This is a genomic window from Microbacterium sp. WCS2018Hpa-9, assembly GCF_031843745.1.
In the GTDB taxonomy this organism is placed as follows: domain Bacteria; phylum Actinomycetota; class Actinomycetes; order Actinomycetales; family Microbacteriaceae; genus Microbacterium.
Window position 1 is genome coordinate 414,609 of record NZ_JAVTIY010000001.1, and the last position, 21,971, is coordinate 436,579.

Annotated in this window: 25 protein-coding genes, 1 tRNA gene and 1 other RNA gene; 10 read left to right on the top strand and 17 right to left on the bottom strand. The window is 67.2% G+C overall.

Annotated elements, in window-relative coordinates:
* Positions 1–34 precede the first annotated feature (34 nt).
* Positions 35–1,444 (bottom strand): trehalose-6-phosphate synthase, encoded by a 1,410-nt coding sequence (locus tag RQG82_RS02150; RefSeq protein WP_311257483.1) that lies wholly within the window; start codon positions 1,442–1,444, stop codon positions 35–37.
* Between the two features lie 51 nt (positions 1,445–1,495).
* Positions 1,496–2,767, bottom strand: a complete 1,272-nt coding sequence (locus RQG82_RS02155) for an MFS transporter (RefSeq protein WP_311257484.1) — start codon at positions 2,765–2,767, stop codon at positions 1,496–1,498.
* Between the two features lie 232 nt (positions 2,768–2,999).
* Here RQG82_RS02155 and RQG82_RS02160 point away from each other — a divergent pair, with 232 nt between their 5' ends.
* Positions 3,000–3,278: a hypothetical protein gene (locus RQG82_RS02160; protein WP_140036887.1), complete on the top strand. Its 279-nt coding sequence runs from the start codon at positions 3,000–3,002 to the stop codon at positions 3,276–3,278.
* A gap of 4 nt (positions 3,279–3,282) precedes the next feature.
* Here RQG82_RS02160 and RQG82_RS02165 read toward each other — a convergent pair whose 3' ends face one another.
* The 3 genes from RQG82_RS02165 to RQG82_RS02175 are packed head-to-tail and all read right to left on the bottom strand — an operon-like array spanning position 3,283 to position 5,934.
* Positions 3,283–4,485, bottom strand: coding sequence for an acetyl-CoA C-acetyltransferase (locus tag RQG82_RS02165; RefSeq protein WP_311257485.1), 1,203 nt, complete (start codon positions 4,483–4,485; stop codon positions 3,283–3,285).
* Positions 4,486–4,508: 23 nt separating this feature from the next.
* Positions 4,509–5,159, bottom strand: a complete 651-nt coding sequence (locus tag RQG82_RS02170) for a CoA transferase subunit B (protein ID WP_311257486.1) — start codon at positions 5,157–5,159, stop codon at positions 4,509–4,511.
* Between the two features lies 1 nt (position 5,160).
* Complete coding sequence (locus tag RQG82_RS02175) at positions 5,161–5,934, bottom strand: CoA transferase subunit A (protein WP_311257487.1); 774 nt, start codon at positions 5,932–5,934, stop codon at positions 5,161–5,163.
* Positions 5,935–6,037: 103 nt separating this feature from the next.
* Between RQG82_RS02175 and RQG82_RS02180 the strand changes: the two genes are divergently transcribed.
* The 4 genes from RQG82_RS02180 to RQG82_RS02195 are packed head-to-tail and all read left to right on the top strand — an operon-like array spanning position 6,038 to position 9,032.
* Positions 6,038–6,823 carry an IclR family transcriptional regulator gene (locus RQG82_RS02180; RefSeq protein ID WP_311257488.1) on the top strand — a complete coding sequence of 262 codons (786 nt, stop codon included), beginning with the start codon at positions 6,038–6,040 and terminating at the stop codon, positions 6,821–6,823.
* A 40-nt stretch (positions 6,824–6,863) separates the two neighbouring features.
* Complete coding sequence (locus RQG82_RS02185) at positions 6,864–7,301, top strand: MarR family transcriptional regulator (RefSeq protein ID WP_311257489.1); 438 nt, start codon at positions 6,864–6,866, stop codon at positions 7,299–7,301.
* The gene (locus RQG82_RS02190; RefSeq protein ID WP_311257490.1) at positions 7,298–8,524 is read left to right on the top strand and encodes an MFS transporter; all 1,227 of its coding nucleotides are present in this window, start codon (positions 7,298–7,300) and stop codon (positions 8,522–8,524) included. The genes RQG82_RS02185 and RQG82_RS02190 overlap by 4 nt, the downstream gene beginning before the upstream one ends.
* Positions 8,525–8,558: 34 nt before the next feature.
* Positions 8,559–9,032: a YbaK/EbsC family protein gene (locus RQG82_RS02195; protein ID WP_311257491.1), complete on the top strand. Its 474-nt coding sequence runs from the start codon at positions 8,559–8,561 to the stop codon at positions 9,030–9,032.
* A 7-nt stretch (positions 9,033–9,039) separates the two neighbouring features.
* Here the strand turns inward: RQG82_RS02195 and RQG82_RS02200 are convergent, their stop codons facing one another.
* Together RQG82_RS02200 and RQG82_RS02205 are read right to left on the bottom strand one after the other, a co-directional pair.
* Positions 9,040–9,453 carry a protease inhibitor I42 family protein gene (locus RQG82_RS02200; protein ID WP_311257492.1) on the bottom strand — a complete coding sequence of 138 codons (414 nt, stop codon included), beginning with the start codon at positions 9,451–9,453 and terminating at the stop codon, positions 9,040–9,042.
* A gap of 106 nt (positions 9,454–9,559) precedes the next feature.
* A tRNA-Lys gene (locus RQG82_RS02205) sits at positions 9,560–9,632 on the bottom strand.
* A 147-nt stretch (positions 9,633–9,779) separates the two neighbouring features.
* Here RQG82_RS02205 and hisN point away from each other — a divergent pair.
* Positions 9,780–10,577: a histidinol-phosphatase gene (gene hisN, locus RQG82_RS02210; RefSeq protein ID WP_311257493.1), complete on the top strand. Its 798-nt coding sequence runs from the start codon at positions 9,780–9,782 to the stop codon at positions 10,575–10,577.
* Positions 10,578–10,598: 21 nt separating this feature from the next.
* Complete coding sequence (locus tag RQG82_RS02215) at positions 10,599–11,162, top strand: hypothetical protein (RefSeq protein WP_311257494.1); 564 nt, start codon at positions 10,599–10,601, stop codon at positions 11,160–11,162.
* Positions 11,163–11,192: 30 nt separating this feature from the next.
* Here the strand turns inward: RQG82_RS02215 and RQG82_RS02220 are convergent, their stop codons facing one another.
* A complete protein-coding gene (locus RQG82_RS02220) occupies positions 11,193–11,507 on the bottom strand; it encodes a hypothetical protein (protein WP_311257495.1) in 315 nt (104 codons plus the stop codon).
* 88 nt (positions 11,508–11,595) lie between these two features.
* Here RQG82_RS02220 and RQG82_RS02225 point away from each other — a divergent pair, with 88 nt between their 5' ends.
* On the top strand, positions 11,596–12,450 hold the full coding sequence (locus RQG82_RS02225; protein WP_311257496.1) for a transposase: 855 nt from the start codon (positions 11,596–11,598) through the stop codon (positions 12,448–12,450).
* A 60-nt stretch (positions 12,451–12,510) separates the two neighbouring features.
* Here RQG82_RS02225 and ssrA read toward each other — a convergent pair.
* Positions 12,511–12,880, bottom strand: a transfer-messenger RNA (tmRNA) gene (gene ssrA, locus RQG82_RS02230).
* Between the two features lie 142 nt (positions 12,881–13,022).
* On the opposite strand from ssrA, the gene RQG82_RS02235 reads away from it, so the two are divergent.
* Positions 13,023–13,691: an SIMPL domain-containing protein gene (locus tag RQG82_RS02235; protein WP_311257497.1), complete on the top strand. Its 669-nt coding sequence runs from the start codon at positions 13,023–13,025 to the stop codon at positions 13,689–13,691.
* Between the two features lie 10 nt (positions 13,692–13,701).
* Here the strand turns inward: RQG82_RS02235 and hflX are convergent, their stop codons facing one another.
* Positions 13,702–15,213 carry a GTPase HflX gene (gene hflX, locus RQG82_RS02240; protein ID WP_311257498.1) on the bottom strand — a complete coding sequence of 504 codons (1,512 nt, stop codon included), beginning with the start codon at positions 15,211–15,213 and terminating at the stop codon, positions 13,702–13,704.
* A 68-nt stretch (positions 15,214–15,281) separates the two neighbouring features.
* Between hflX and RQG82_RS02245 the strand changes: the two genes are divergently transcribed.
* Positions 15,282–15,923, top strand: a complete 642-nt coding sequence (locus RQG82_RS02245; protein WP_042541762.1) for a class I SAM-dependent methyltransferase — start codon at positions 15,282–15,284, stop codon at positions 15,921–15,923.
* 18 nt (positions 15,924–15,941) lie between these two features.
* Here the strand turns inward: RQG82_RS02245 and RQG82_RS02250 are convergent, their stop codons facing one another.
* From RQG82_RS02250 to RQG82_RS02280, 7 genes are all read right to left on the bottom strand, one after another.
* Complete coding sequence (locus RQG82_RS02250; protein ID WP_311257499.1) at positions 15,942–16,595, bottom strand: HAD family hydrolase; 654 nt, start codon at positions 16,593–16,595, stop codon at positions 15,942–15,944.
* A complete protein-coding gene (dapF, locus tag RQG82_RS02255; protein ID WP_311257500.1) occupies positions 16,595–17,467 on the bottom strand; it encodes a diaminopimelate epimerase in 873 nt (290 codons plus the stop codon). The genes RQG82_RS02250 and dapF overlap by 1 nt, the downstream gene beginning before the upstream one ends.
* Positions 17,468–17,489: 22 nt before the next feature.
* Positions 17,490–17,966, bottom strand: a complete 477-nt coding sequence (locus RQG82_RS02260) for a GNAT family acetyltransferase (RefSeq protein ID WP_311257501.1) — start codon at positions 17,964–17,966, stop codon at positions 17,490–17,492.
* On the bottom strand, positions 17,959–18,486 hold the full coding sequence (locus tag RQG82_RS02265; protein ID WP_311257502.1) for a dihydrofolate reductase family protein: 528 nt from the start codon (positions 18,484–18,486) through the stop codon (positions 17,959–17,961). The genes RQG82_RS02260 and RQG82_RS02265 overlap by 8 nt, the downstream gene beginning before the upstream one ends.
* Before the next feature lie 35 nt (positions 18,487–18,521).
* Positions 18,522–19,481, bottom strand: a complete 960-nt coding sequence (miaA, locus tag RQG82_RS02270) for a tRNA (adenosine(37)-N6)-dimethylallyltransferase MiaA (RefSeq protein WP_311257503.1) — start codon at positions 19,479–19,481, stop codon at positions 18,522–18,524.
* Positions 19,482–19,495: 14 nt separating this feature from the next.
* The gene (gene miaB / locus RQG82_RS02275; RefSeq protein ID WP_311257504.1) at positions 19,496–21,043 is read right to left on the bottom strand and encodes a tRNA (N6-isopentenyl adenosine(37)-C2)-methylthiotransferase MiaB; all 1,548 of its coding nucleotides are present in this window, start codon (positions 21,041–21,043) and stop codon (positions 19,496–19,498) included.
* Between the two features lie 63 nt (positions 21,044–21,106).
* On the bottom strand, positions 21,107–21,946 hold the full coding sequence (locus RQG82_RS02280) for a regulatory protein RecX (RefSeq protein ID WP_311257505.1): 840 nt from the start codon (positions 21,944–21,946) through the stop codon (positions 21,107–21,109).
* Between the last annotated feature and the right edge of the window lie 25 nt (positions 21,947–21,971).

Here is a 21,971-nt window from a genome sequence, read left to right on the forward strand (position 1 = left end):
TCGAGGCGGTGTCCTCCCAGTATGACCCGGCGGATCAGCGCCGGCGGACCTCCGCGAGCGCGCGGAGGAACGACGACGACCAGGCGTTCACGTCGTTCTCCAGCACACGGCGCCGCAGCGACCGCATCCGCTTGCCCTGCTCGGCGGGGCTCATGGCGACCGCCGTCATGATCGCGTCCTTCAACCCGGCGATGTCGTGCGGGTTCACCCGCACCGCCTGTCGCAGCTCGTCGGCGGCACCCGTGAACTCGCTCAGCACGAGCACGCCGCGGTTGTCGGCGCGGGTCGCCACGTACTCCTTGGCCACGAGGTTCATGCCGTCGCGCAGGGCGGTCACGAGCATGACGTCGGCAGCGAGGTACAGCGCGACCATCTCCTCACGCGGGTAGCCCTGGTGCAGATACCGGATCGCCGTGTGGCCCATCGTGTCGTGATCGCCGTTGATGCGCCCCACCGCGAGCTCGATCTCGTCTCGAAGGTGCACGTAGGCATCGACGCGCTCACGGCTCGGACTCGCCACCTGCACGAAGGTGACGTCGTCGACACTCAGCTGGCCGTCTTCGAGAAGCTCGCCGTACGCCTTGATGCGGTGCCGGATGCCCTTGGTGTAGTCGAGCCGGTCGACGCCGAGCAGGATCTTCTTGGGGTTGCCGAGGCTCGCTCTGATCTCGGCCGCCCGTGCGCGCACCTCGGGGCGGGCCGCGAGCTCGAGATACGGAGCCGTGTCGATGGAGATCGGGAAGGCCCTGGCGACCGCGGTGCGGGTGCGGCCGTCGTCCGTCGGGATCGCCACTGCCGACCCCTTGACCTCGTAGCGCAGACGACGGCGCACCGCGGTCAGGAAGTACGTGGCGTCCTGCGCGCGCTGGAATCCGATGACATCGGCGCCGAGCAGGCCCTTGAGCACCTGATCGCGCCAGGGCAGCTGCGCGTAGAGCCCGTGCGCCGGGAACGGGATGTGGTGGAAGTAACCGATCGTGACGTCGGGTCTCAGCTCCCGGATCATCTGCGGCACCAGCTGCAGCTGGTAGTCGTGCACCCAGACCGTGCCGTCTGGGGCGACGACGTCGGCAGCGGCCTCTGCGAACCGGCGGTTGACCTTGACGTAGGCCTCCCACCACTCGCGGTGGTACTGCGGCGGCGCGATGACGTCGTGGTACAGCGGCCAGATCGTGTCGTTGGCGAAGCCCTCGTAGTAATCGGCGACCTCTTCGGCACTGAGCGGAACGGGGATCAGGTCGATGCCGTTGATCTCGAATCGGTCCAGCTCGAGGTCGGGCTGTCCCGGCCACCCCACCCAGGCCCCGCGCGCACTGCGCATCATCGGCTCGAGAGCTGCGACCAGACCGCCAGGCGAGGTCCGCCACTCCTCGTCTCCGTCAGGACCCACGACCCGGTCGACGGGAAGTCGGTTGGCGACGACGACGAAATCTGCGACTGACATTGGTGATGCTCCTGACGATGCAGTGGGGGGTGCTCCTCAGGCTACAGAAGCTCAGACCGAGGCTACGCGAGGTCGGGTCGCACTGAGGCGCCAATTGACAAGGCCGGCTGTGAAGGCTACGCCGGCGGCGACGATCGGGAGCACGAGAGCGCTGTCCGTCCCCACGTTCTCCGCGAGCTCTCCCGCCACTGCCGCGCCGAGCGACTGACCGACGACGATGCCCGAACCGAGCATCGTCATCACCGTGGCCGAGCGTCCGAGCGGGCTGCGAGCGGCACCGAAGCTGTACTGGGTCACCAGAGTCGGTCCGATTCCGATGCCCATGATGGCCAGCGCGACCATCATCATCGCGGGCGAGTCGACGAGGAGCAGCAGCAGGCTGCCGGCGAGCAGGATGCCCGAGAACAGCAGCCAGCGCGCCCGCAGCGAGAACCGCACCGGAAGCCAGGCGACGCCGAGCGCGAGGATCGCCGAGCCGACGCCCATGACGCCGTAGAGGAGTCCGGCCTGCTCAGGGGCGCCGCGATCGGCCATGAACGACGTGAGCGCCGTGAGCATCGTGCCGAAGAACATCCCCACCCCGAGGATTCCGATGACGACGATCAGCAGGCGCGGGCTGAAGAGCTCCGACACCGCCGACGGGGCCTTGCCGTCTTCGTCTCGGTGCACGGATACGACGCGCGCACTCGGATGCAGGGCGAATGCGCCGACGAACACCACCGTCAGCACAGCCGCACCGATGAGCGGAGCCCAGGGCGCGATCGCCGACGCGAGGATGCCGACGATGAAAGGCCCGAACACGAACACGGTCTCATCGGCAGCGGACTCATACGCCATGGTGCCCGAGACGGTGCGGGTGCGGAGTGCCTCCGGCATGCGATCGGCGATCATCGTGACGAGCCTGGATCGAGACATGGGGGCGACCTGCGGGGCCGTCGCGCCGATGCCGAAGGCGGAGATCAGCACGAGGGCATCCGCCCCACCGGTGTAGACGACGACGGTGAACAGCACCAGCATCGCCCCGTTGGCGATCGCGAGGATGAGCAGCACCATGCGCTGGCCGAAGCGGTCGGCCGCGGCGCCCAGCAGAGGCCCGAAGCACGCTGTGCCGAGGCCCACCGCGGCGGAGGTGAGTCCGCCGAGAGAGAGCGAGCCGCGCGCCGACACGACGACGGTCAGGACTCCGACCACCATCATCGCGAACGGCAGTCTGGCGATGAACGCGATGATGAAGTACGGCAGGCCCGCGATGCGGAGCAGTCCAGGTGCCTCCGGCGTCGGCGTCGGGGCGTGGTGCTGAGGGGTTGGCGTTGCGTGTGTCATGGGCTCTCGCGCGTCCGCAGACGCGGGGTCGGGTGCCGCCGCTGTCCGCCGGAAAGCCGGCGGCCGGTAGATACACGGATTGCGGCCGCGGGCGAGCCGCGACTCCCCGATTGTACCGCGCGCACCGGAACGGCGTCTGGATGCCCGCTATTCAGCGCACGTGCCCTGACAGAATCCGCGTCCGATTGTCAAGGCTGAGCGCTGCGCGGCCGTCGGAAGGTAGCGTGAGGGCATGAATTACCTCTCGGGAACCGGACTGCTCGGCGCGATCATGACGGGAACCACCCTGCTCCGAGGCTCTCGCGACACGCGGCTCACGTGGCGATCCGCGCTCGCATGGGTGAGCTGGGGCATCAGCCTGGCCCTCGCGATCGGCGCAGTCATCGACACGCGCCGCGCGAAGCAGGGACGACCGGTCTCGCCGGACTCCCCCGTCTACGCGAAGCAGCAGAGGGAGCACGAGAAGGAAGCCAAGAAGGAGTCGAAGGGCATCAAGCCCCTCAAGCGCTGACTCCTCAGCGTGTGAGGATCAGCGCCTCACCCTGACCACCGCCGCCGCACAGTCCGACGGCCGCGGTACCCGCACCGCGGCGCGCGAGTTCGTGAGCGACGTGCACGACTAGCCGTGTGCCCGATGCTCCGATCGGATGGCCGATCGCGATGCCACCTCCGTGGATGTTGACGATGTCGCTGTTCAGACCCAGCTCGACCTGTGATCGTGCGACCACGGCTCCGAAAGCCTCATTGATCTCAACGAGGTCGAGATCAGCCGGTGCGATCCCCTGCTTCTGGCAGGCCCGCTCGATGGCGCGGGCGGGCTGTGCCTGCAGCGAGTTGTCCGGGCCGGCTGTCTGGCCGCTCGCACCGACCGTGACGAGCACCGGCCATCCCTTGGCCTCCGCGATACCGCGGGTGGTCACGATGACCGCCGAGGCCCCGTCGGAGATCTGAGACGAGTTGCCCGCCGTGATCGAGCCGCCTTCGGCGAAGGCCGCCCGAAGACCTGCGAGCGACTCGACGGTCGTGTCGGGTCTGATTCCCTCATCGGCGGTGACGAGCACCGGTTCTCCTCGGCGCTGCGGCACCGCCACCGGCACGATCTCGTCGTCGAACACTGCGGCGGCGTGAGCCGCCGCGGCCCGTTGGTGCGACAGTGCCGCGACCTGGTCCTGCGCCTCTCTGGTCAGGTCGTAGCGGGCGTTGTGCCGCTCTGTCGACGCGCCCATGCTCTCCCTGTCGTAGGCGTCGGTGAGACCGTCGTAGGCCATGTGGTCGATCACCTCGACGCTGCCGTACGTCCATCCGTCGCGCGATCCCATGAGCAGGTGGGGAGCCCTGGTCATGGATTCCATCCCGGCTGCGACGACGACCGCCGCGTCCCCCGTGCGGATCATCCGGGACGCGTCGATGATCGCGGTGAGACCGGACAGGCAGACCTTGTTCACGGAGTGAGCCGGAACGTCCCAGCCGATACCTGCGCCGATCGCCGCCTGTCGAGCGGCATTCTGGCCGGATCCGGCAGCCAGCACCTGGCCCACGATCACGGCGTCCACCTCCGAGGGATCGATGGATCCCTGTTCGAGCGCGCCCTTGATCGCGAACGCACCGAGCTGCGGAGCGGTGAAGCTCGCCAGCTGCCCCTTGAGCCTTCCCTGCGGGGTGCGCGCGGCGGCGACGATGACGACATCCTGGTCGTTCGGGTGGTCGTGGGCGATCATCTCAGCCCCTCCGTTCTCTGGGTTCATCGGTCGAGCAGCTCTGCGGGAATGGTGAGCGGCGGCTCGGTCGCGTCAACGACCTGTTCCACCGTCACGCCCGGTGCGAGCTCGACGAGGGCGAGGCCGTCGGGTGTGACGTCGATGACCGCCAGGTCAGTGATGATCCTGTCGACCACGCCGCGTCCGGTGAGGGGAAGCGAGCAGTCGTGCACGATCTTCGCCGATCCGTCTTTCGCGACATGCTCCATCAGGACGATGACGCGCGCGGCGCCGTGCACGAGATCCATCGCGCCACCGGGGCCCTTCACCATCTTTCCAGGGATCATCCAGTTCGCGAGATCTCCGGTCGCGGACACCTGCATGGCGCCGAGGATCGCCGCGTCGATTTTTCCGCCTCGGATCATGCCGAAGCTCGTCGCCGAATCGAAGTACGCCGCACCGGCGAGAACCGTGACCGTCTCCTTGCCCGCGTTGATCAGATCGGGGTCCACCGCATCCTCGGACGGATACGGCCCGACCCCCAGGATGCCGTTCTCCGACTGCAGCACGACGGTCACCCCCTGCGGCACGTGGTTCGGCACGAGCGTCGGCAGGCCGATGCCGAGATTGACGTACGACCCGTCCCGCAGCTCTGCTGCCGCGCGTGCTGCCATCTCATCGCGTGTGAGTGCCATGTCAGGCTCCTTCCGCGGCGACGGTGCGGCGCTCGATGCGTTTCGGGATGTCGGTGCCGACCTCGACGACGCGGTGCACGAAGACACCGGGCAGATGGACGCGGTCCGGGTCGAGCTCGCCAGGTTCGACGAGCTGCTCGACCTGTGCGATGCAGACTCGTCCGGCCATGGCCGCGAGCGGGTTGAAGTTGCGTGCGGCCTTGTTGAAGATCAGGTTCCCGTGTCTGTCCCCCGCCAGAGCGTGCACCAGTGCGAAATCGGTGGTGATCGCCTCTTCCAGCACGTGGTCACGTGGACCCGCCGGGGTGTCGAAAGCGCGCACGTCCTTGGGCGGGGACCCCACCGCGACGCTGCCATCGGGGTTGTAACGCCGCGGAAGCCCGCCCTCGGCGACCTGCGTGCCGACACCCGTCTGAGTGAAGAATGCCGCGATACCTGCCCCTCCGGCACGGAGCTTCTCTGCCAGCGTCCCCTGCGGCGTCAACTCGAGTTCGAGCTCACCCGAGAGGAACTGCCGCTCGAACTCCTTGTTCTCGCCGACGTACGACGACGTCATCTTGCGGATGCGCCTGGCCGCGAGCAGGATGCCGAGCCCCCAGTCGTCGACTCCGCAGTTGTTGCTCACGATGCTGAGCCCGGTCGTGCCCTGGGCGAGCAGCGCCTCGATCAGCGCGATCGGGTTGCCGGAGAGTCCGAACCCTCCGACGGCGAGGGAAGCCCCGTCTTCGATGTCTGCGACCGCCTCCGCGGCATTCGCCCACTGCTTGTCGATCACGCATGCTCCTTCGAAAGACGTACGTACTCAGCATCCGCTTCTCCGACCCCTGGAGGAAGGCGTCTCTTGCGATGTGGACGCATCAGGGCCTAGCGTCCACATTATGGAATCCACCGCTGTCGTTCCGGGCGCACAGGCGATCGCCCGTGCCGCGAAGCTCCTCCGACTGGTCACCTCCAGTGGGCAGGACGGCGCGTCACTGCAGGACCTCGCACGCTCGGCCGAGCTGTCTCGCTCCACTGCCCACCGGCTCCTGTCCGCGCTGCGTGCGGAAGGTCTCGTCGACCGCGATGAGTCCAGCTCTCGCTGGATGCCGGGCCCAGAGCTCTTCCTCATGGGATCCGTCGCCGCCGCCCGCTATGACGTCACGGCCCTTGCGCGGGACATCGTCCGCTCGCTCGCGGTTAAGACGGAGGAGAGCGCCTTCCTCTCGGTACGCAGGGCCGACGAGACGGTGTGCCTGCTCCGCGAGGAAGGATCCTTCCCGATCCGGTCGTTCGTGCTGAGCGAGGGCGTCCGATTCCCGCTCGGCGTGGCCAGCGCCGGCCTCGCCATCCTGGCCTTCCTGCCTGACCACGATGTGGACGCCTATCTCGAACGGCATCCCGACCTGGAGACCGCGTGGGGACGATCGCACGGTGCTCGCCCCCTGCGCACGCGCCTAGCGGAGACGAAGGAGCGGGGCTACGCGGTGAACCCCGGGCTCATCGTCGAGGGCAGCTGGGGCATCGGCGCAGCGGTCTTCGATCGGTCAGGGCGGCCGGAATGGGCGCTCAGTCTGACCGGCGTCGGGTTCCGTTTCGGCCCCGATCGGATCGGCGACCTCGGCAGGACGCTCCTCGCTCACGCGCACCAGCTCTCTGCGCGGATCGCCGGGGCACGGCGCTGATCCGAATCGAGTACATACCACCAGGTATATACTTGGTGGTATGAATCGTCAGGATGTCATCCCCTCACTCGTGCTCTCCGGGTACGCGCTCGGCCGCATCGCCGCGCAGGACGCCGGCAACGACGCACCTGCCGCACAGTGGCGAGTGCTGAGCCTGCTCGAGCAGGCGGGGCCGAAAAGGGTCGGAGAGCTCGCGGCCGCAGCACGCACGACGCAACCCGGGATGACGCGGCTGATCGGGAACCTGGAGCGCGAAGGACTCGTGCTCCGCTCCCCCGACGCAGAGGACTCCCGCGCGATCGCCGTCGCCATCACGGGCCCGGGCTCTCATGCGCTGCAGTCGTGGCGCGAAGAGTTCCGCGACACTCTCGCTCCGCGCTTCGCCGACCTCGATGCCGACCAATGGGGCATCCTGACGCGCGCCGCCGAGATCCTCGCAGCGCACACCACCACCGACTCGACAGGAGCTACAGAGTGAACACCCCCGCCACCTCAGTGTGGAAGCAGCCGGCCCAGGTCTGGGCCGTCGCATTCGCATGCGTCGTCGCCTTCATGGGCATCGGCCTGGTCGATCCGATCCTGCCGGCCATCGCGGAGTCGCTTCAGGCGAGCCCGTTCCAGACCGAGCTGCTGTTCACGAGCTACCTCGCGGTCACCGGACTAGCCATGCTCGTCACCAGCTGGATATCGAGCCGCATCGGCGCGAAGAAGACGTTGCTGATCGGTCTGGCTCTGATCGTCGTGTTCGCGCTCTTCTGCGCGCTCAGCGGCAGCGTCGACGCGGTCATCGGCTTCCGCGCAGGGTGGGGCCTCGGCAACGCCCTGTTCATCTCCACCGCATTGGCGACCATCGTCGGATCAGCGGCCGGCGGCAGCTCTGCGGCCATCATCCTGTATGAGGCGGCTCTCGGCCTCGGCATCGCGATCGGGCCGCTCCTGGGCGGCCTCTTGGGCGAGCAGAGCTGGCGCGCACCGTTCTTCGGCGTCGTGGTGCTGATGGCGATCGCGTTCCTCGCCGTCCTCGTGCTGCTGCGCGGCCCTGGCGAGAAGCGCACCCCGGTGCCGTTCTCCGCGCCTTTCAGGGCCCTCGGCAACCCCGCCCTCGCGGTGCTCGCCACAGCGGCGTTCTTCTACAACATCGGGTTCTTCATCCTGCTCGCCTTCTCGCCGTTCCCCCTCGGCTTCGGAGCGATGGGCATCGGCTTCACGTTCTTCGGCTGGGGCATCGCCCTCGCGGTCACGAGCGTGTGGGTCGCACCGATGCTCATGCGCCGGATGTCGCGCACACGTGTGATCCTCACAGTGCTGCCTCTTCTCGCCGTCGATCTGATCGCCGCCGGACTCCTGGTCGAGTCGGCAGCGGCGCTCGTCGTCTGCATCGTGATCGGCGGACTGCTGCTCGGTGTGATGAACACCGTGCTCACGGAGGCCGTCATGGAGGCGACGGATCTGCCTCGCTCGGTGGCCTCATCGGCTTACTCCTCGGTGCGATTCCTCGGTGGAGCGATCGCCCCGCCGCTCGCGGCAGCCCTGTGGCACGCGTTCGATGCGACGGTCCCCTACCTCATCGCAGCTATGGCAGTGCTGATCGCCGCCCTGACGATCTTCCTCGGGCGGAAGATCCTCGCGCACATCGACGACGAGCCGGATGACGCCGCCGTCGAAGATGCCGAGGCGATCCTGCTGGGCGACGCCGCGTGAGACTCGAGCCTGCTGCGTTCGCTAGCGTGGGGTCATGAACGACCTTCCCGAGCGCAGCAGGCTCGTGCAGCAGCACCTCAGCGAGGCCGGTGTCACGGCAGAGATCCTTGTCCTGCCGGATTCGGCACGGACGGCGCCCGAGGCTGCCGCCGCGATCGGCTGCGATGTCGCCGCGATCGCGAACAGTCTCGTGTTCGTCGCCGACGGAACTCCGGTTCTCGTGATGACGAGCGGTGGGCACCGGGTCGATCTCGACGTGCTGGCACGCAGCACCGGCTCAGCCGCGATCGCGATGGCACCGGCATCGGTCGTTCGCGATGCCACGGGTCAGGCGATCGGCGGAGTCGCCCCGGTCGGGCATCCGACGCGGCTGCGCACCTACATCGACGAGGATCTTCGCGCGCACGGAGAGATCTGGGCCGCAGCCGGGCACCCGCACACGGTGATGCCGCTGACCTTCGAGACCCTTCAGCACCTCACCGACGGAGAGGTCATAGCGGTCGACTGAGCGAGCGCTATTTCACGGTCACCGTGATCTCGGCCGTCTGCTGATCGTCCGCCGCTTCGGGAACCGTGCCACGGAACAGGTACTCGAACTGGATCACCGTGGTGCCGTCGCCGACCGGTGCGAAACGATACGAGACCTCGCTCGGAGCGCCGGTCTCGCCATCTTCACCGAGGTAACGGGATCGTTCATCGCCAGGACCGAGCACGGCAGGGTCTGGCTCTCTAGTGATCACCCATTCGTCGCCGACTGTGGGATTTATCTCACCGAAGTCGACCACGAGGGCTTCTCCGGGAGCGAGTGTGACGGACGAGGTCGTGTAGTCGACCGTCTTCTCGGCCGCAGAACAGCCCGTCAGTCCCAGGCCAAGAGATGCCGCGACCGCCACGACGGCGCAGGCCTTCACCAGTCTCGACATGGCCATCCCCCTAGCGTTTGCATCACGCTAGCGCACCGCGAGCCTGATCCTCGGCATCTCCGTGGGTGCAGAAAAGCCCCGATGACTGGCGAGAGTCATCGAGGCTGATCCGTGCACCCCCTCGGACTTGAACCGAGAACCCACTGATTAAGAGTCAGTTGCTCTGCCGATTGAGCTAGAGGTGCGTGGCCCGGGAATTCCCCGGCCGAGGAATTACATTACCAGCGGATCGCCGCCGGACGAAATCGAGCCGGGTCCTCCACGTCCGCCGCGCGTGTCGCCTCATGTCAAGCCCTCTCAGACTCCCGTGTCCGGGCGGTTATCCTGGAGTCGTGACCGCCTCCCCCCGCGTCGACGATTTCTCTCGCGACCTCGCACTCGCCCTCCGACTCGCCGATGCCGCCGACGCGCAATCCCTCCCCCGGTTCGACAGTCCCGACCTCGAGGTCTCGACCAAGGCCGACAACTCGCATGTCACAGACGCCGACCTCGCGACCGAGCGGGCGATCCGCTCGCTCCTGGCGACCGAGCGGCCCGACGACGGCATCTTCGGCGAGGAGTTCGGCGCCGAGGGCAGCACCCACCGGCAATGGATCATCGACCCGATCGACGGCACCGCCAACTTCCTCCGCGGGGTGCCGCTCTGGGGCACCATGATCGCCCTTGCGGTCGACGGAGTCCCGCAGGTCGGCGTCGTCAGCATGCCCGCCCTCGGACGCCGCTGGTGGGCCGCTGCAGGCACGGGAGCCTGGACCGCGACGGATGCCGAGCCGCGTCGCATCCGAGCGTCGTCCGTGTCGTCTCTCGACGACGCCAGCGTCAGCTTCCAGAGCATCACCCAGTGGGCTGAGTCAGGGCACATCGATCAACTGCTGAAACTCGCCGACCGCGTGTGGCGCGATCGCGCGTACGGCGACATCTACGCCTACATGCTCCTCGCCGAAGGGCGACTCGACATGGTCGCCGAGTTCGGCGTCAAAGAGTACGACGTCGCCGCGGCCGTTCCGATCGTGCGCGAGGCTGGCGGCCGGATGACCGGTTTCGATGGAGCTGAGACGATCTCGGACCTGTCGACGCTCGCCACCAACGGCGTCCTCCACGAGGCCTTCCTCGATCTCCTGCACGACTGATCCCCGATGAAGGCTCGCGCGATGAACCGCTTCACCTCCGCCGCACTGGGCGTTCTGCTGCTCAGTGTCGCGCTCACCTCCTGTGCAGGGACACCGGAGGGATCCGCCTCGCCCACTCCGGACGCGCCGAAGCCCTCCCCCGCGGCCACAGCTCAGCCCGCGGCCACTCAGACCCCCACGCCTGCAGCGGACCCCGCCTGCGACACGATCGTGTCGGCCGGCACAGTGAAGGTGCTCACCGATCAGGGATGGTCCTTCGAGGAGAAGGAGTTCGTGGTGGGGGGCGTGACGCTGACCGATGGTCTCCTCTGCTTCTGGGCCGACTACAGCGTCGCCTCCGACCATGGGCAGCTCTACGGATGGTCGACGATCAGCGCTGAGGATGCCGCCACGGCGCAGTCTTCCTTGTTGGGCGAGGGTTGGACCCGGGAAGACGGCCCCGACGGCATCTACATCACCGAGAACCCGCAGTTCGCCATGGGCACCGACGAAGACGGCTATGGCATGACCTACCTGTTCGGCGACGGATGGGTCAAGTTCGCTGATACGCGCCAGGGTCTGATCCTGATCGAATGGGCGGGCTGACCGCGCTCCATCCGGCCGTGCCCTGGGCGCTCACGGCACCGGCGCGTCGATCACCTCGTCGACCAGGAGAATTCCGCCGGTCGAGTTCACCGACTGCATGAGATCGTCGATCCACCGCGGGTTCAGCTGGCGCTGCTCGGGTTCGTCGAAGGTGAAGCGCAGCGGGATCGACGGATGTATCCAGATGGTGGAGCGCCCGCCGGGCTCTCCCTCTGGGTGACGCCACGACAGAGTGAAGCTCTCCTGTCGACGGAGCTTGGTCGCGATGACGATCTTCAGATGCGCGAGCGCTCGATCCTCGATGTGGATCGGAACGTCGGACGCACCATAGAACAGCGTTGCCATGCCAACCAGAATACTGATCAAGGCGTCGGTCCACGTGCAGGTGTCGCAGCCCCCGGGAGCAGGTCTTGCGCGGTGTATCGTCGCTCGCATGGACTCCGAGCTCGCTGACATCGCAGTGAAGCTCTATACCGGATCGCCGACGGACTTCGTGACCGCACGCAATGCTCGGGCCGCCGACGCCGATGACCCCGATCTCGCGGCTCGGATCCGTGGTCTGAAGAAGCCGTCGGTCGCCGCTTGGGTGGTCAACGTCTTCGCACACGAGCGCGGCTCGCAACTCGGCGAGGCGCTGCAGCTCGCCGAGGAGCTGCGCGAAGCGCAGGCCGATCTCGATGCTCGGGCTCTCGCACAGCTCGGACGCGACCGGCGTGCCCTCACCAACAGACTCGCCGCAGACGCCGCCGAACTCGCCGAAGCACGCGGACAGCGCATCACGGCTTCGACGAGAGAAGCGGTTCAGCAGACCATCAGCGCCGCCTTCTTCGATCCGACCGCCGCCGCCGCCGTCGCCTCCGCTCGACTGGTGCGGGAGCTGGAACCCGCCGGCACGTTCGCAGACATCGCCGACAGCATCGTCGGCGGCGGTGCACCGGTCGCGCCTACGGTCGCCGCCAAGCCTCTCGATGAGGTCAAGGCGCGCAGAGAGCGGCGGGATGCGGAACGTGCCGTCAGAGAAGCGGAGAAGGCGCACGACCGCGTGGCGCGCGAGGCGGCCACAACGGACCGTGCGCTCCGCGATGCCTCCGTGCGTGTCGACGAGCTCACACGTCGCGAGCAGGAGCTCGAGGCAGAACTGGCAAAGGTGCGGGGCGATGCGAAACGTGCGCGACGCGACGCCGACCAGGCGGAGGCCGACCAGGAGGCGCTAGCGCAGCGTGTGCGAGAGTCGGAAGACGATCTCCGCGCCGCACAGGAAGCCCTCGACCGGCTCGCCGGTGACTGAAAAGGCCCGCCGCCCCAGTGATCACCGGGGAGGCGGGCCTTCTTGCTTGTGACAGCGACGTGGTGGAGCTGGGGGGAATCGAACCCCCGTCCAACGCTGAGTCTCCACGCCTTCTCCGGGCGCAGTCTGTGAAGACGTTCTGCTCGGCTCCGACCTTTGTCACAGACACCTAAGTCGACGAGCCCAGCCTGGGAAGAGTCCCACGTGACGTCCAGACGCCATCACGCAGCAAGATTCCTAAATGACGCCAGGATCCGTATCGGAATCACATACGGCCTGACGGACTATCGGGCTCGCTTATGCAGCGAGGGCGAAGTCGTTGCGCTTGGTTTCGGCAACTATTTTTTTGCAGAGAGCGTTTACGAGATAACTCTGCATCCTCGGCCCGCTTCTCGTGGATTCACAGGCGCTGTCGAAACCGATCAGCCCCGTGGTCCTTCTCTCGAAGGAGCCGCTGTCACACTGTTGATTTTTCACCTCGGGAACCGGAGTCCCCGAGCCTCACAGACTACAACGTTCGCAGCGGCTGCGCCATTCCTGACCTCGTCAGCGCGCTGGCGTAGAGTCGCGACATGACCGAAGTCACCGTCACCGTCCGCGGCGAGCACGAGGCGCGGCTCGCGCCCGAGCGCGCCACCATCCGCGTCAGCATCCGTGCCGAAGGCGCCGAACGAGCATCGGTGGTCGACCGCGTCATGCATCTCGCTGAGCCCGTGCGCGAGAGCATCACGACGCGGCGCGACATGGGCACCGTCGTCGACTGGTCGAGCAAGCGCCTCTCCGTGCGCGCCGAACGTCCGTGGAACAACGAAGGCAAGCGTCTCGCACCCGTGTACTACGCCAGCATCGATCTGACTGCGACCTTCGCCGAGGCATCCGAGCTCTCGCTCTGGGTGTCGGACGTCTCGCCATGGGACGGAGTCGAGGTCGGGTGGGTCAACTGGCATCTCACGACCGAGACGAGCTCGCGGATCGAACGCGAGGTCGCGGCGGCTGCGGTCGGAGTAGCCGTCACGCGTGCGCAGGCGTACGCGACAGCGCTCGGGCTCGGCACCGTCGTGCCTGTGGAGATCGCCGATGTCGGGCTGATCGCCCCGACACCCGTTCAGCCGTTCTCCGGCATGGCGAAGGTGCGCGGGGCGATGATCCAGGAGTCCGACGCAGGCGGCGCATCGATGGAGTACGAGCCTGACGAGATCATCATCTCGGCCACCGTCGAAGCGCGGTTCCTCGCTCGCTGAGCCCGGCCCGTCAGGCGCTCACGGCGAAGGGTGCGAGATCGGCGGCGAGCCGCTCCCCCACACGCGCGTGCACGACAGTGCCCTGCTCGCCGTGATCCACCGACAACAGCATCCCCGTCTCGTGGATCGCTGCGACCAGATCACCGCGGTCATACGGAATCACCGCGTGCACTTCGACCGCGGGCTTCGGAAGCGCCTCTTCGATCGCCGCTCGAAGCTCCTCGATGCCCTCACCAGACCGCGACGAGACGAAATGCGCCTTGGGCTCGAGGCCCTGCAGCACAAGGCGCTCATCGTCGGCGATCAGATCCGCCTTGTTGAAGACGACGAGCTCAGGCATGTCGCGCACGCCGACGTCGCCCATCACGTCACGCACGGTCTGCAGCTGACCGGCGGGATCGGGGTGCGATCCGTCGACCACGTGCAGCACGACATCCGCCTCGCCGACCTCTTCGAGCGTCGAACGGAACGCCTCCACGAGCTGGTGCGGAAGGTTGCGAACGAACCCGACGGTGTCGGTCAGCGTGTAGACGCGCCCGTCCGAGGTCTCCGACCGGCGCACCGTCGCGTCCAGCGTCGCGAACAGGGCGTTCTCCACGAGCACCCCGGCGCTCGTCAGAGCGTTGAGCAGGCTCGACTTGCCGGCGTTGGTGTAGCCGGCGATGGCGACGGATGGGATCGTGTTGCGCTTGCGCTCGGCTCGCTTCGCCTCTCGGGCCGGGCCGTAGTCGCGGATCTGTCGCCGCAGCAGCGCCATCTTGGTGCGGATGCGGCGACGATCGAGTTCGATCTTCGTCTCTCCGGGGCCACGTGAGCCCATACCGGCCCCGCCGGCACCGACCTGGCCACCCGCCTGGCGGCTCATCGAGTCACCCCAGCCGCGCAGACGCGGCAGCAGGTATTCGAGCTGCGCCAGTTCGACCTGCGCCTTGCCCTCCCGGCTCTTGGCATGCTGACTGAAGATGTCGAGGATCACGGTGGTGCGATCGATGACCTTGACCTTGACGACATCCTCGAGAGCGCGCCGCTGGCTGGGCGCGAGTTCGGTGTCGGCGATCACGGTGTCGGCGCCGGTGGCCGCGACGATGCCCTTCAGCTCCTGAGCCTTGCCTCGGCCGATGTAGGTCGCGGCATCCGGGTGCGGGCGTCGCTGCAGAACGCCGTCGAGCACGACCGCGCCTGCGGTCTCTGCGAGGGCTGCCAGCTCGCGAAGCGAGTTCTCGGCATCGTCCTGGGCACCCTGCGGGTACACGCCGACCAGCACCACGTTCTCGAGGCGCAGCTGGCGGTACTCGACCTCCGTGACGTCTTCGAGCTCGGTGGAGAGACCGCCCACGCGCCGCAGCGCATGACGATCCTCGAGGTCCCACTGGTCGCCGTCCGAAGAGGCGTGCGAGGCGGTGGACTGGTCCTGCAGCGCCTGTGCGGCGCCGAAGACGCGTGCCTCCGTTCGCTTCTCCGCATTCGCGAGTACGCGATCGACTGCTTCGTCACCTGTGGAGTGTGTGGTGGTCTCCGTCATCCGTCCCTGATCTCTGGGTTTTGTTGCGAGCCTTAACCTTAGCCCGCGCTGTCCGCTACGCTCACGGTATGGGGTCCGACCATTACTTCACCGCGGCCCCGGCAAGCCCCGAGAACCTGCGATCGATCCGTGTGACGCTCGCAGGCCGAGAGCTGGACGTCACCACTGCTGGCGGCGTCTTCAGCCCGGATCGGCTGGATGCCGGTACTGCCGTCCTTCTCGCAAACATGCCTCCGGTTCCGCCGGGAGGCCATCTTCTCGACCTCGGAAGCGGGTGGGGGCCCATCACGCTGTCGATGGCGCTCGCCGCACCTCATGCGACTGTGTGGGCCGTCGACGTGAATGAGCGAGCCCTCGATCTCGTGCGGCGCAACGCCGCGGCTCATGGTCTGAAGAACATCAACGCGTCCCTGCCCGAGGATGTTCCCGCCGACGTGACATTCCGCTCGATCCGGTCGAATCCGCCGATCAGAGTCGGCAAGAACGAACTCCACGGATTGCTTGAGAAGTGGATCCCCCGGCTCGATGAGCGCAGCGACGCCTGGCTGGTCGTGCAGCGCAACCTCGGCGCGGATTCGCTGCAGCGGTGGATCGGCTCGACGTTCCACCCTGGTTTCAGCGTCCATCGCACCGCGACATCGAAGGGATACCGCATCCTGAAGGTGCGCAAGCACGGCACGCCGCCCACCGAGCCGATCACCCTCGTCTGAGTCTTCGCACCGAGCTGATCACCGACTCACCAGACCTGGCAGTTCGCGCATGTCCGTGAACACGATGGCACCTTCGCGTTCCAGCCAGTCAGCCGGGGTGAGTCCGCCGGCGTAACCGAGAACGCGCATGCCCGCAGCGCGTGCGGCCCGGACTCCGAATCGGCTGTCCTCGACCACCACGCAGCGTTCAGGGCTGACGCCGAGCCGCTCAGCCGCGTGGAGGAAGAGATCGGGAGCAGGCTTGCCGTTCGCGACGTCGTCTGCGCTGAAGATCCGTCCGTCGAATCGCGGAAGCAGTCCGGTCTGGCCGAGCGTTCTCCGGATCTTCGCATGGGCGCCACTCGAGGCGACACACGTCGTTGTCGTGATGTCGTCCAGCGCTGTCTCCACCCCGGCTACGGCGGTCAGCTCACGCGCGAACATGTCGAGGTACCACGGCTGATAGGGCGTCTCCCAGTCGTCGGGAAGCCGTCGTCCGAGATGTGCTTCGATCTCAGCGCGGAAATGCGCCGAGGAGCGTCCGACGAACCGGTGCAGGATCTCGTCATGTGAGAGAGACCACCCGAGATCCGCGAGAACCCTGCGATCCACCTCGATCGACAGCTTCTCGCTGTCGACGAGCACTCCGTCGCAGTCGAAGATGACCAGGTCGACCCGGTCGGTCGCCCGCATCAGATCAGGTCGACCTCGCCGCTGAAGACGAGCTGAGCTGGCCCGGAGAGGGCGACGTGCTCACCGTCCTCTGCGGGGAACATGCGCACGCCGAGCGTGCCGCCCGGCACCTCCACGCGCCAGTTGTCCGGTGCCTTCGCGCCGGCCCAGTGGCGCACAGCCAGAGCGGTGGCCGCGACACCTGTGCCGCAGCTGAGGGTCTCCCCCACGCCGCGCTCGGAGACGCGCATCGAGACGTGTCCGATTCCGTCTCTCACGAGAGGCTCCCCAGGGACGACGAACTCGATGTTCGCGCCTGCGGGAGGTGTGGGATCGAGAACGGGAGCCCGGTGCAGCTCGAGAGACGACAGCTCTGCCTCAGAGGCGAGAGCGACCACGACATGCGGGTTTCCGACGTCGATGCCCAGTCCGGGTCTCGTGACGGCAAGACCGTCTGCGGTGACGAGCGGGTCATCGCCGGAGAGCTTCCACAGGCCGAGATCCACCTGGTAACCCGTCTCGCTGCGTGTCACGTCGCGCACGCCCGCACGCGTCCCGATCGGGAGCGTGGAACCGGGCTCGATCGTGGCGAGGCCCGAGCGCACGAGGTAATGCGCGAAGACGCGGATGCCGTTGCCGCACATCTCGGCGATCGATCCGTCTGCGTTGCGGTAGTCCATGAACCACTCGGCGGCCGGCTCTTCCGCGAGTGCCTCCTGCCCGTCTGCGATCGCCGCAGACCGGACCACGCGAAGGATGCCGTCGGCACCGATGCCCCGGTGCCGATCACAGAGGACGGCGACCTGCTCGGAGCTCAGTTCGAGAGCGCCGTCGGGGTCGGCGATGATGACGAAGTCGTTGCCGGTGCCGTGTCCTTTGGTGAATGCGACCATCCACCCAGTCTAGAGATCGTGGCTATGCGTCGACGATCAGACGTCTGCCCGTGTTCGACACGGAGAATCGCTCGTACCCGAGGTCGTCGTAGAAGCCCAGCGCGCCCTCGTTGCCCTCTCTGACCATGAGCTGCACCTTCGGGCAGCCCATGTCGAGAAGAAGTCGCTCGGCCTCTCGAACGAGAGAGCGCGCGATCCCCTGATGGCGGTGCGACCGTGCGGTCGCCACGTAGTAGAGCCATCCCCTGTGCCCGTCGTAGCCAGCCATCACCGTGCCGATGATCCGCTCTGAGGTCGATCGCGCCTCGTCGTCCTCGACGACCAGGAACAGCTCGGGCTGCACCGTGAGCTTGCGCTCTATGTCGAGCTTCGGGTCGTTCCACGGGCGCACGAGACCAGCCTCGGTCCAGAGCGCGACCACAGACTCCGTGTCTGCCCGATCGAACGCGCGGACCGCCCACTTCTCCCCCGAGCGGCCAGCAGACGACGGCTCAACCACGCCGCACACGGTAACGACCGCACATGAAGTTGCGGTTGCGCGCGACCTCAAGAAGCTCGAGATCCAGTGCCCTCGGCAGCAACGGAGCTCCTGAACCGAGTGTCACCGGCGCGTACTGAACCCACACCTCGTCGAGAAGACCGGCGTCGGCGAACTGCCCGGCCAGGTCACCGCCGCCGACGATCCACAGATCCTTGCCGCCAGCGGCGGCGACCATCTCGGAGTGCACGGCGGTCACATCGCCCTCGGCGATGCGAATGTCAGCGCCGACCGGAAGCTCGAGGGATCGGTGCGCGAAGACCCAGGTGGGCTGCTCGTACCCCCAGCGCCCTTCCTCGTGGCGCATGACCCACTCGTAGGTGGATGCCCCCATCGCCAGCGCGCCGATCGTCTTCTCGAAGGCGCCGTAGGACATGGGGCCGTCTTCGTCGATCTCCTGCTTCAGGAGCCAATCGAGGGAGTGCTGGTCAGTCGCGATGAAACCGTCGATGCTGCTCGCGGTGTAGAAGTGGGTGGCCATGGTTCAACCCTCTCACCAGGCACTGACATCAGCCATCAGGACCGGCGAGTCGGCGTCTCAGAGGATGCGAGTGAAGCCGCGTCGACGGGTGGTTCGTGCCAGGTGAGTCCGGGGTACCGCTTGAACCAGGAGACCTGACGGCGGGCGTAGCGGCGAGTGAGCGCCTGTGTCTCGGCGATGGCCTCGGCCTCGGTGAGGCGGCCATCGATCTGCGCCAGGGCCTGGGTGTAGCCGATGGCGCGCTGCGCTGTCACGCCGTTCTCGAGCCCCTGCGGTCGGAGGCCTCGCACCTCGTCGACCAGGCCCGCCTGCCACATGCGCTCGACGCGGGCGTCCAGCCGCTCGACCAGGACTCCGCGTTCGACATGCAGACCGATGAGACGCGTGTCAGCCTGCCATAGCGCCGGCTGTTCAGGCAGGGCGGCGCCGTGCGTGGCGCTGCCCTGTTCGAGGACTTCGAGCGCGCGGATCACGCGTCTGCCGTTCTTGGGATCGACGCGCGACGCCGTCGCAGGGTCGAGCGTCCGCAGCCGGTCGAGCATGCCCCCCACGCCCTCGCTGTCGAGCTCGCGTTCGAGCCGCTCACGGATCACCGGATCACGCGGCGGGAAGGCGAAGTCGAACACGACGCTGGAGACGTACAGACCCGACCCGCCCACGAGGATGGCGTCTGCGCCGCGCTGCTGGATGTCGGTGATCACGGAGCGCGCCAGCGGCTGATACCAGGCGACGGCTGCTTCCTCCTGCACCTCCCGCACGTCGAACAGGTGGTGCGGAATCCCGCGGCGGTCAGCCGGGGCGAGTTTCGCCGTGCCGATGTCCATTCCGCGGTAGAGCTGCATGGCATCGGCATTCACGATCTCGGCAGCGCTGCCTCGACTGCGCAGCAACTCGGCGAGATCGAGGGCGAGATCGCTCTTGCCCGTTCCCGTCGCGCCGACGATCGCCCAGAGCCGCGGGGCCCTGTCTGGGCCGCTCGACGCCGGATCGGTCATGCCGCGAGCAGCGGTCACCTGCCGACGCGGAGTGTCGGGAGGCCGAGAGAGACGGCACGGGTGCCGTCGCCGGAGATCGGCGCGGGCACGGCGCACGACTCCGCCTGCCCTCGGTCCCAGGCATCCCCACCGCGTGTGCGGCGGATCCGCAGAGGGAAGCCCGTCGGGTCATCCGCCAGGAGGTGGAACGGCGCCGCATGGGTGATCGTCACCGAGACGACATCGCCGGGCCGCGGAACAGCCGATCCGGGAGTGACCTCGAAGTGCACGAGGCGGTTGTCCTCAGCGCGTCCGGTGAGCCTGTGGGTCTCGGCGTCCTTCTTGCCTTCGCCCGTCGAGACGAGGACCTCGACCTCGCGTCCGACCTGCTTCTGGTTCTCCTCGAGGGAGATGCGCTCCTGCAGTGCCATGAGCCGGTTGTAACGCTCCTGCACGACCGCCTTCGGAACCTGGTCTTCCATGGTCGCGGCGGGTGTGCCCTCACGGATCGAGTATTGGAAGGTGAACGCACTCGAGAAGCGGGCCTGTTCGACAACTCGCATCGTGTCTTCGAAGTCCTCCTCCGTCTCACCCGGGAATCCGACGATGATGTCGGTGGTGATCGCGGCGTGCGGAATACGATCACGGACGCGATCGAGGATCCCGAGGAACTTCTCGCTGCGGTACGAACGGCGCATGGCCTTGAGGATGCGGTCGCTGCCCGACTGCAGCGGCATGTGCAGCTGCGGCATCACGTTCGGAGTCTCTGCCATCGCGTCGATCACGTCGTCGGTGAACGCGGCGGGGTGAGGACTCGTGAAGCGGATCCGCTCGAGCCCGTCGATCTCACCCGCGGCGCGGAGCATCTTGCCGAACGCTTGTCGATCGCCGAACTCCACGCCGTAGGAGTTGACGTTCTGTCCGAGCAGGGTGACCTCGATGGCGCCATCCTCGACGAGCAGGCGGATCTCGTTCAGGATGTCACCCGGGCGACGGTCCTTCTCCTTGCCACGAAGACTCGGAACGATGCAGAAGGTGCACGTGTTGTTGCAGCCGACGGAGATCGACACCCAGCCGCTGTGCGCCGAATCGCGTTTGGTCGGAAGCGTCGAGGGGAACACCTCGAGCGACTCCAGGATCTCGAGCTCGGCGTCACCGTTGTGGCGCGCGCGCTCGAGAAGGCCGGGAAGCGAACCCATGTTGTGCGTGCCGAAGACGACGTCGACCCAGGGCGCCTTGTCGAGCACGGCCTGCTTGTCCATCTGCGCCAGGCAGCCGCCGACGGCGATCTGCATCCCGTCTTTGCGTCGCTTCACCGAGGCGAGCTGCCCCAGGGTGCCGTAGAGCTTGCCTGCCGCATTGTCGCGAACCGCGCAGGTGTTGATGATCACCACGTCGGCCTCAGCACCGCCAGTCGCGCGGACATATCCTGCGCTCTCGAGCGAGCCCGAAAGCCGTTCGGAATCGTGGACATTCATCTGGCAGCCGAAAGTGCGGACCTCGTAGGAACGCTGGCGTCCGTCAAGATCGATTGCTGCCGACGACGACGCGATGATCGTCGGCTCACTGCGAGGGATAGTCATGATCCCCCCATTCTACGAGCGGTTGCCCGACGCTGCCGCGGGGGCTCGAGGCCCTCGCCTGCGTCAGTCCGAGTCGACGAATCGGACCCCTGATGACGACGAGCCGAAAGAGGCCTCTGCAAGGGCCGACTTCGCAGCTGTCATCGCGATCGATCCGTTGTATCCGCGGCGAGACAGCTGACCGACCAGGCGCCGCAGCGCTGTATCGCCGTCGAGGCGAGACATCGCTCGTGCTTTCGAGCGGGCGTACTCGAGGGCACGCTCGGCGTCATCGTCGGGAACGTCGTCAAGAGCCGCATCGATCACATCGCGAGGAATGCCGCGCTGCGAGAGCGCCCTCGACAGCGCAACCCGACCCTGTCCCTTACGGTCGATTCCGGACATCACCAGCTGGCCGGCGAGGAGTGCGTCGTCGAGGTAGCCCCGTCGACAGAAATCATCGATCACGTCGTCGATCGAACCCGCATCGAGCCGCTCGGCGTTCTTCTCATAGCCCCTCAGCACCATCCGCGCCTCTGACAGAGAGAGCGATTTGGTCCGCAGTTTGCGGACGAGGAGCTCCTCTGCGTCGGCGCGCAATTGAGAGGGATCGACGCCCACGACATCGGCGGACTCCGCATCCTGCGACTGCAACGCGCGCAACCGCGGTACGGACCGAGCCGCTGCACCCCGAGCAGGATGTCGTTCGCTGGGCCCACGGGAGTCGGTGGATACGACCGGCTTCGAATCGCGGGTCGAATCTCCCTCAGTCGACTTCCACACCCCGGTGCGGGCCGCCGAACGAGTCGTCACGTCATCGGCCTCGGGGGCTTCCCGGTCGACCGACTTCGCACTTGTGTCGTCACGACCGAAGAGAGGGATGATGGGGGCGAGCTGCTCAGGCCCGCCCCCGCCATCACTCATGGTTCACTCCGGTTGCTCCGCAACC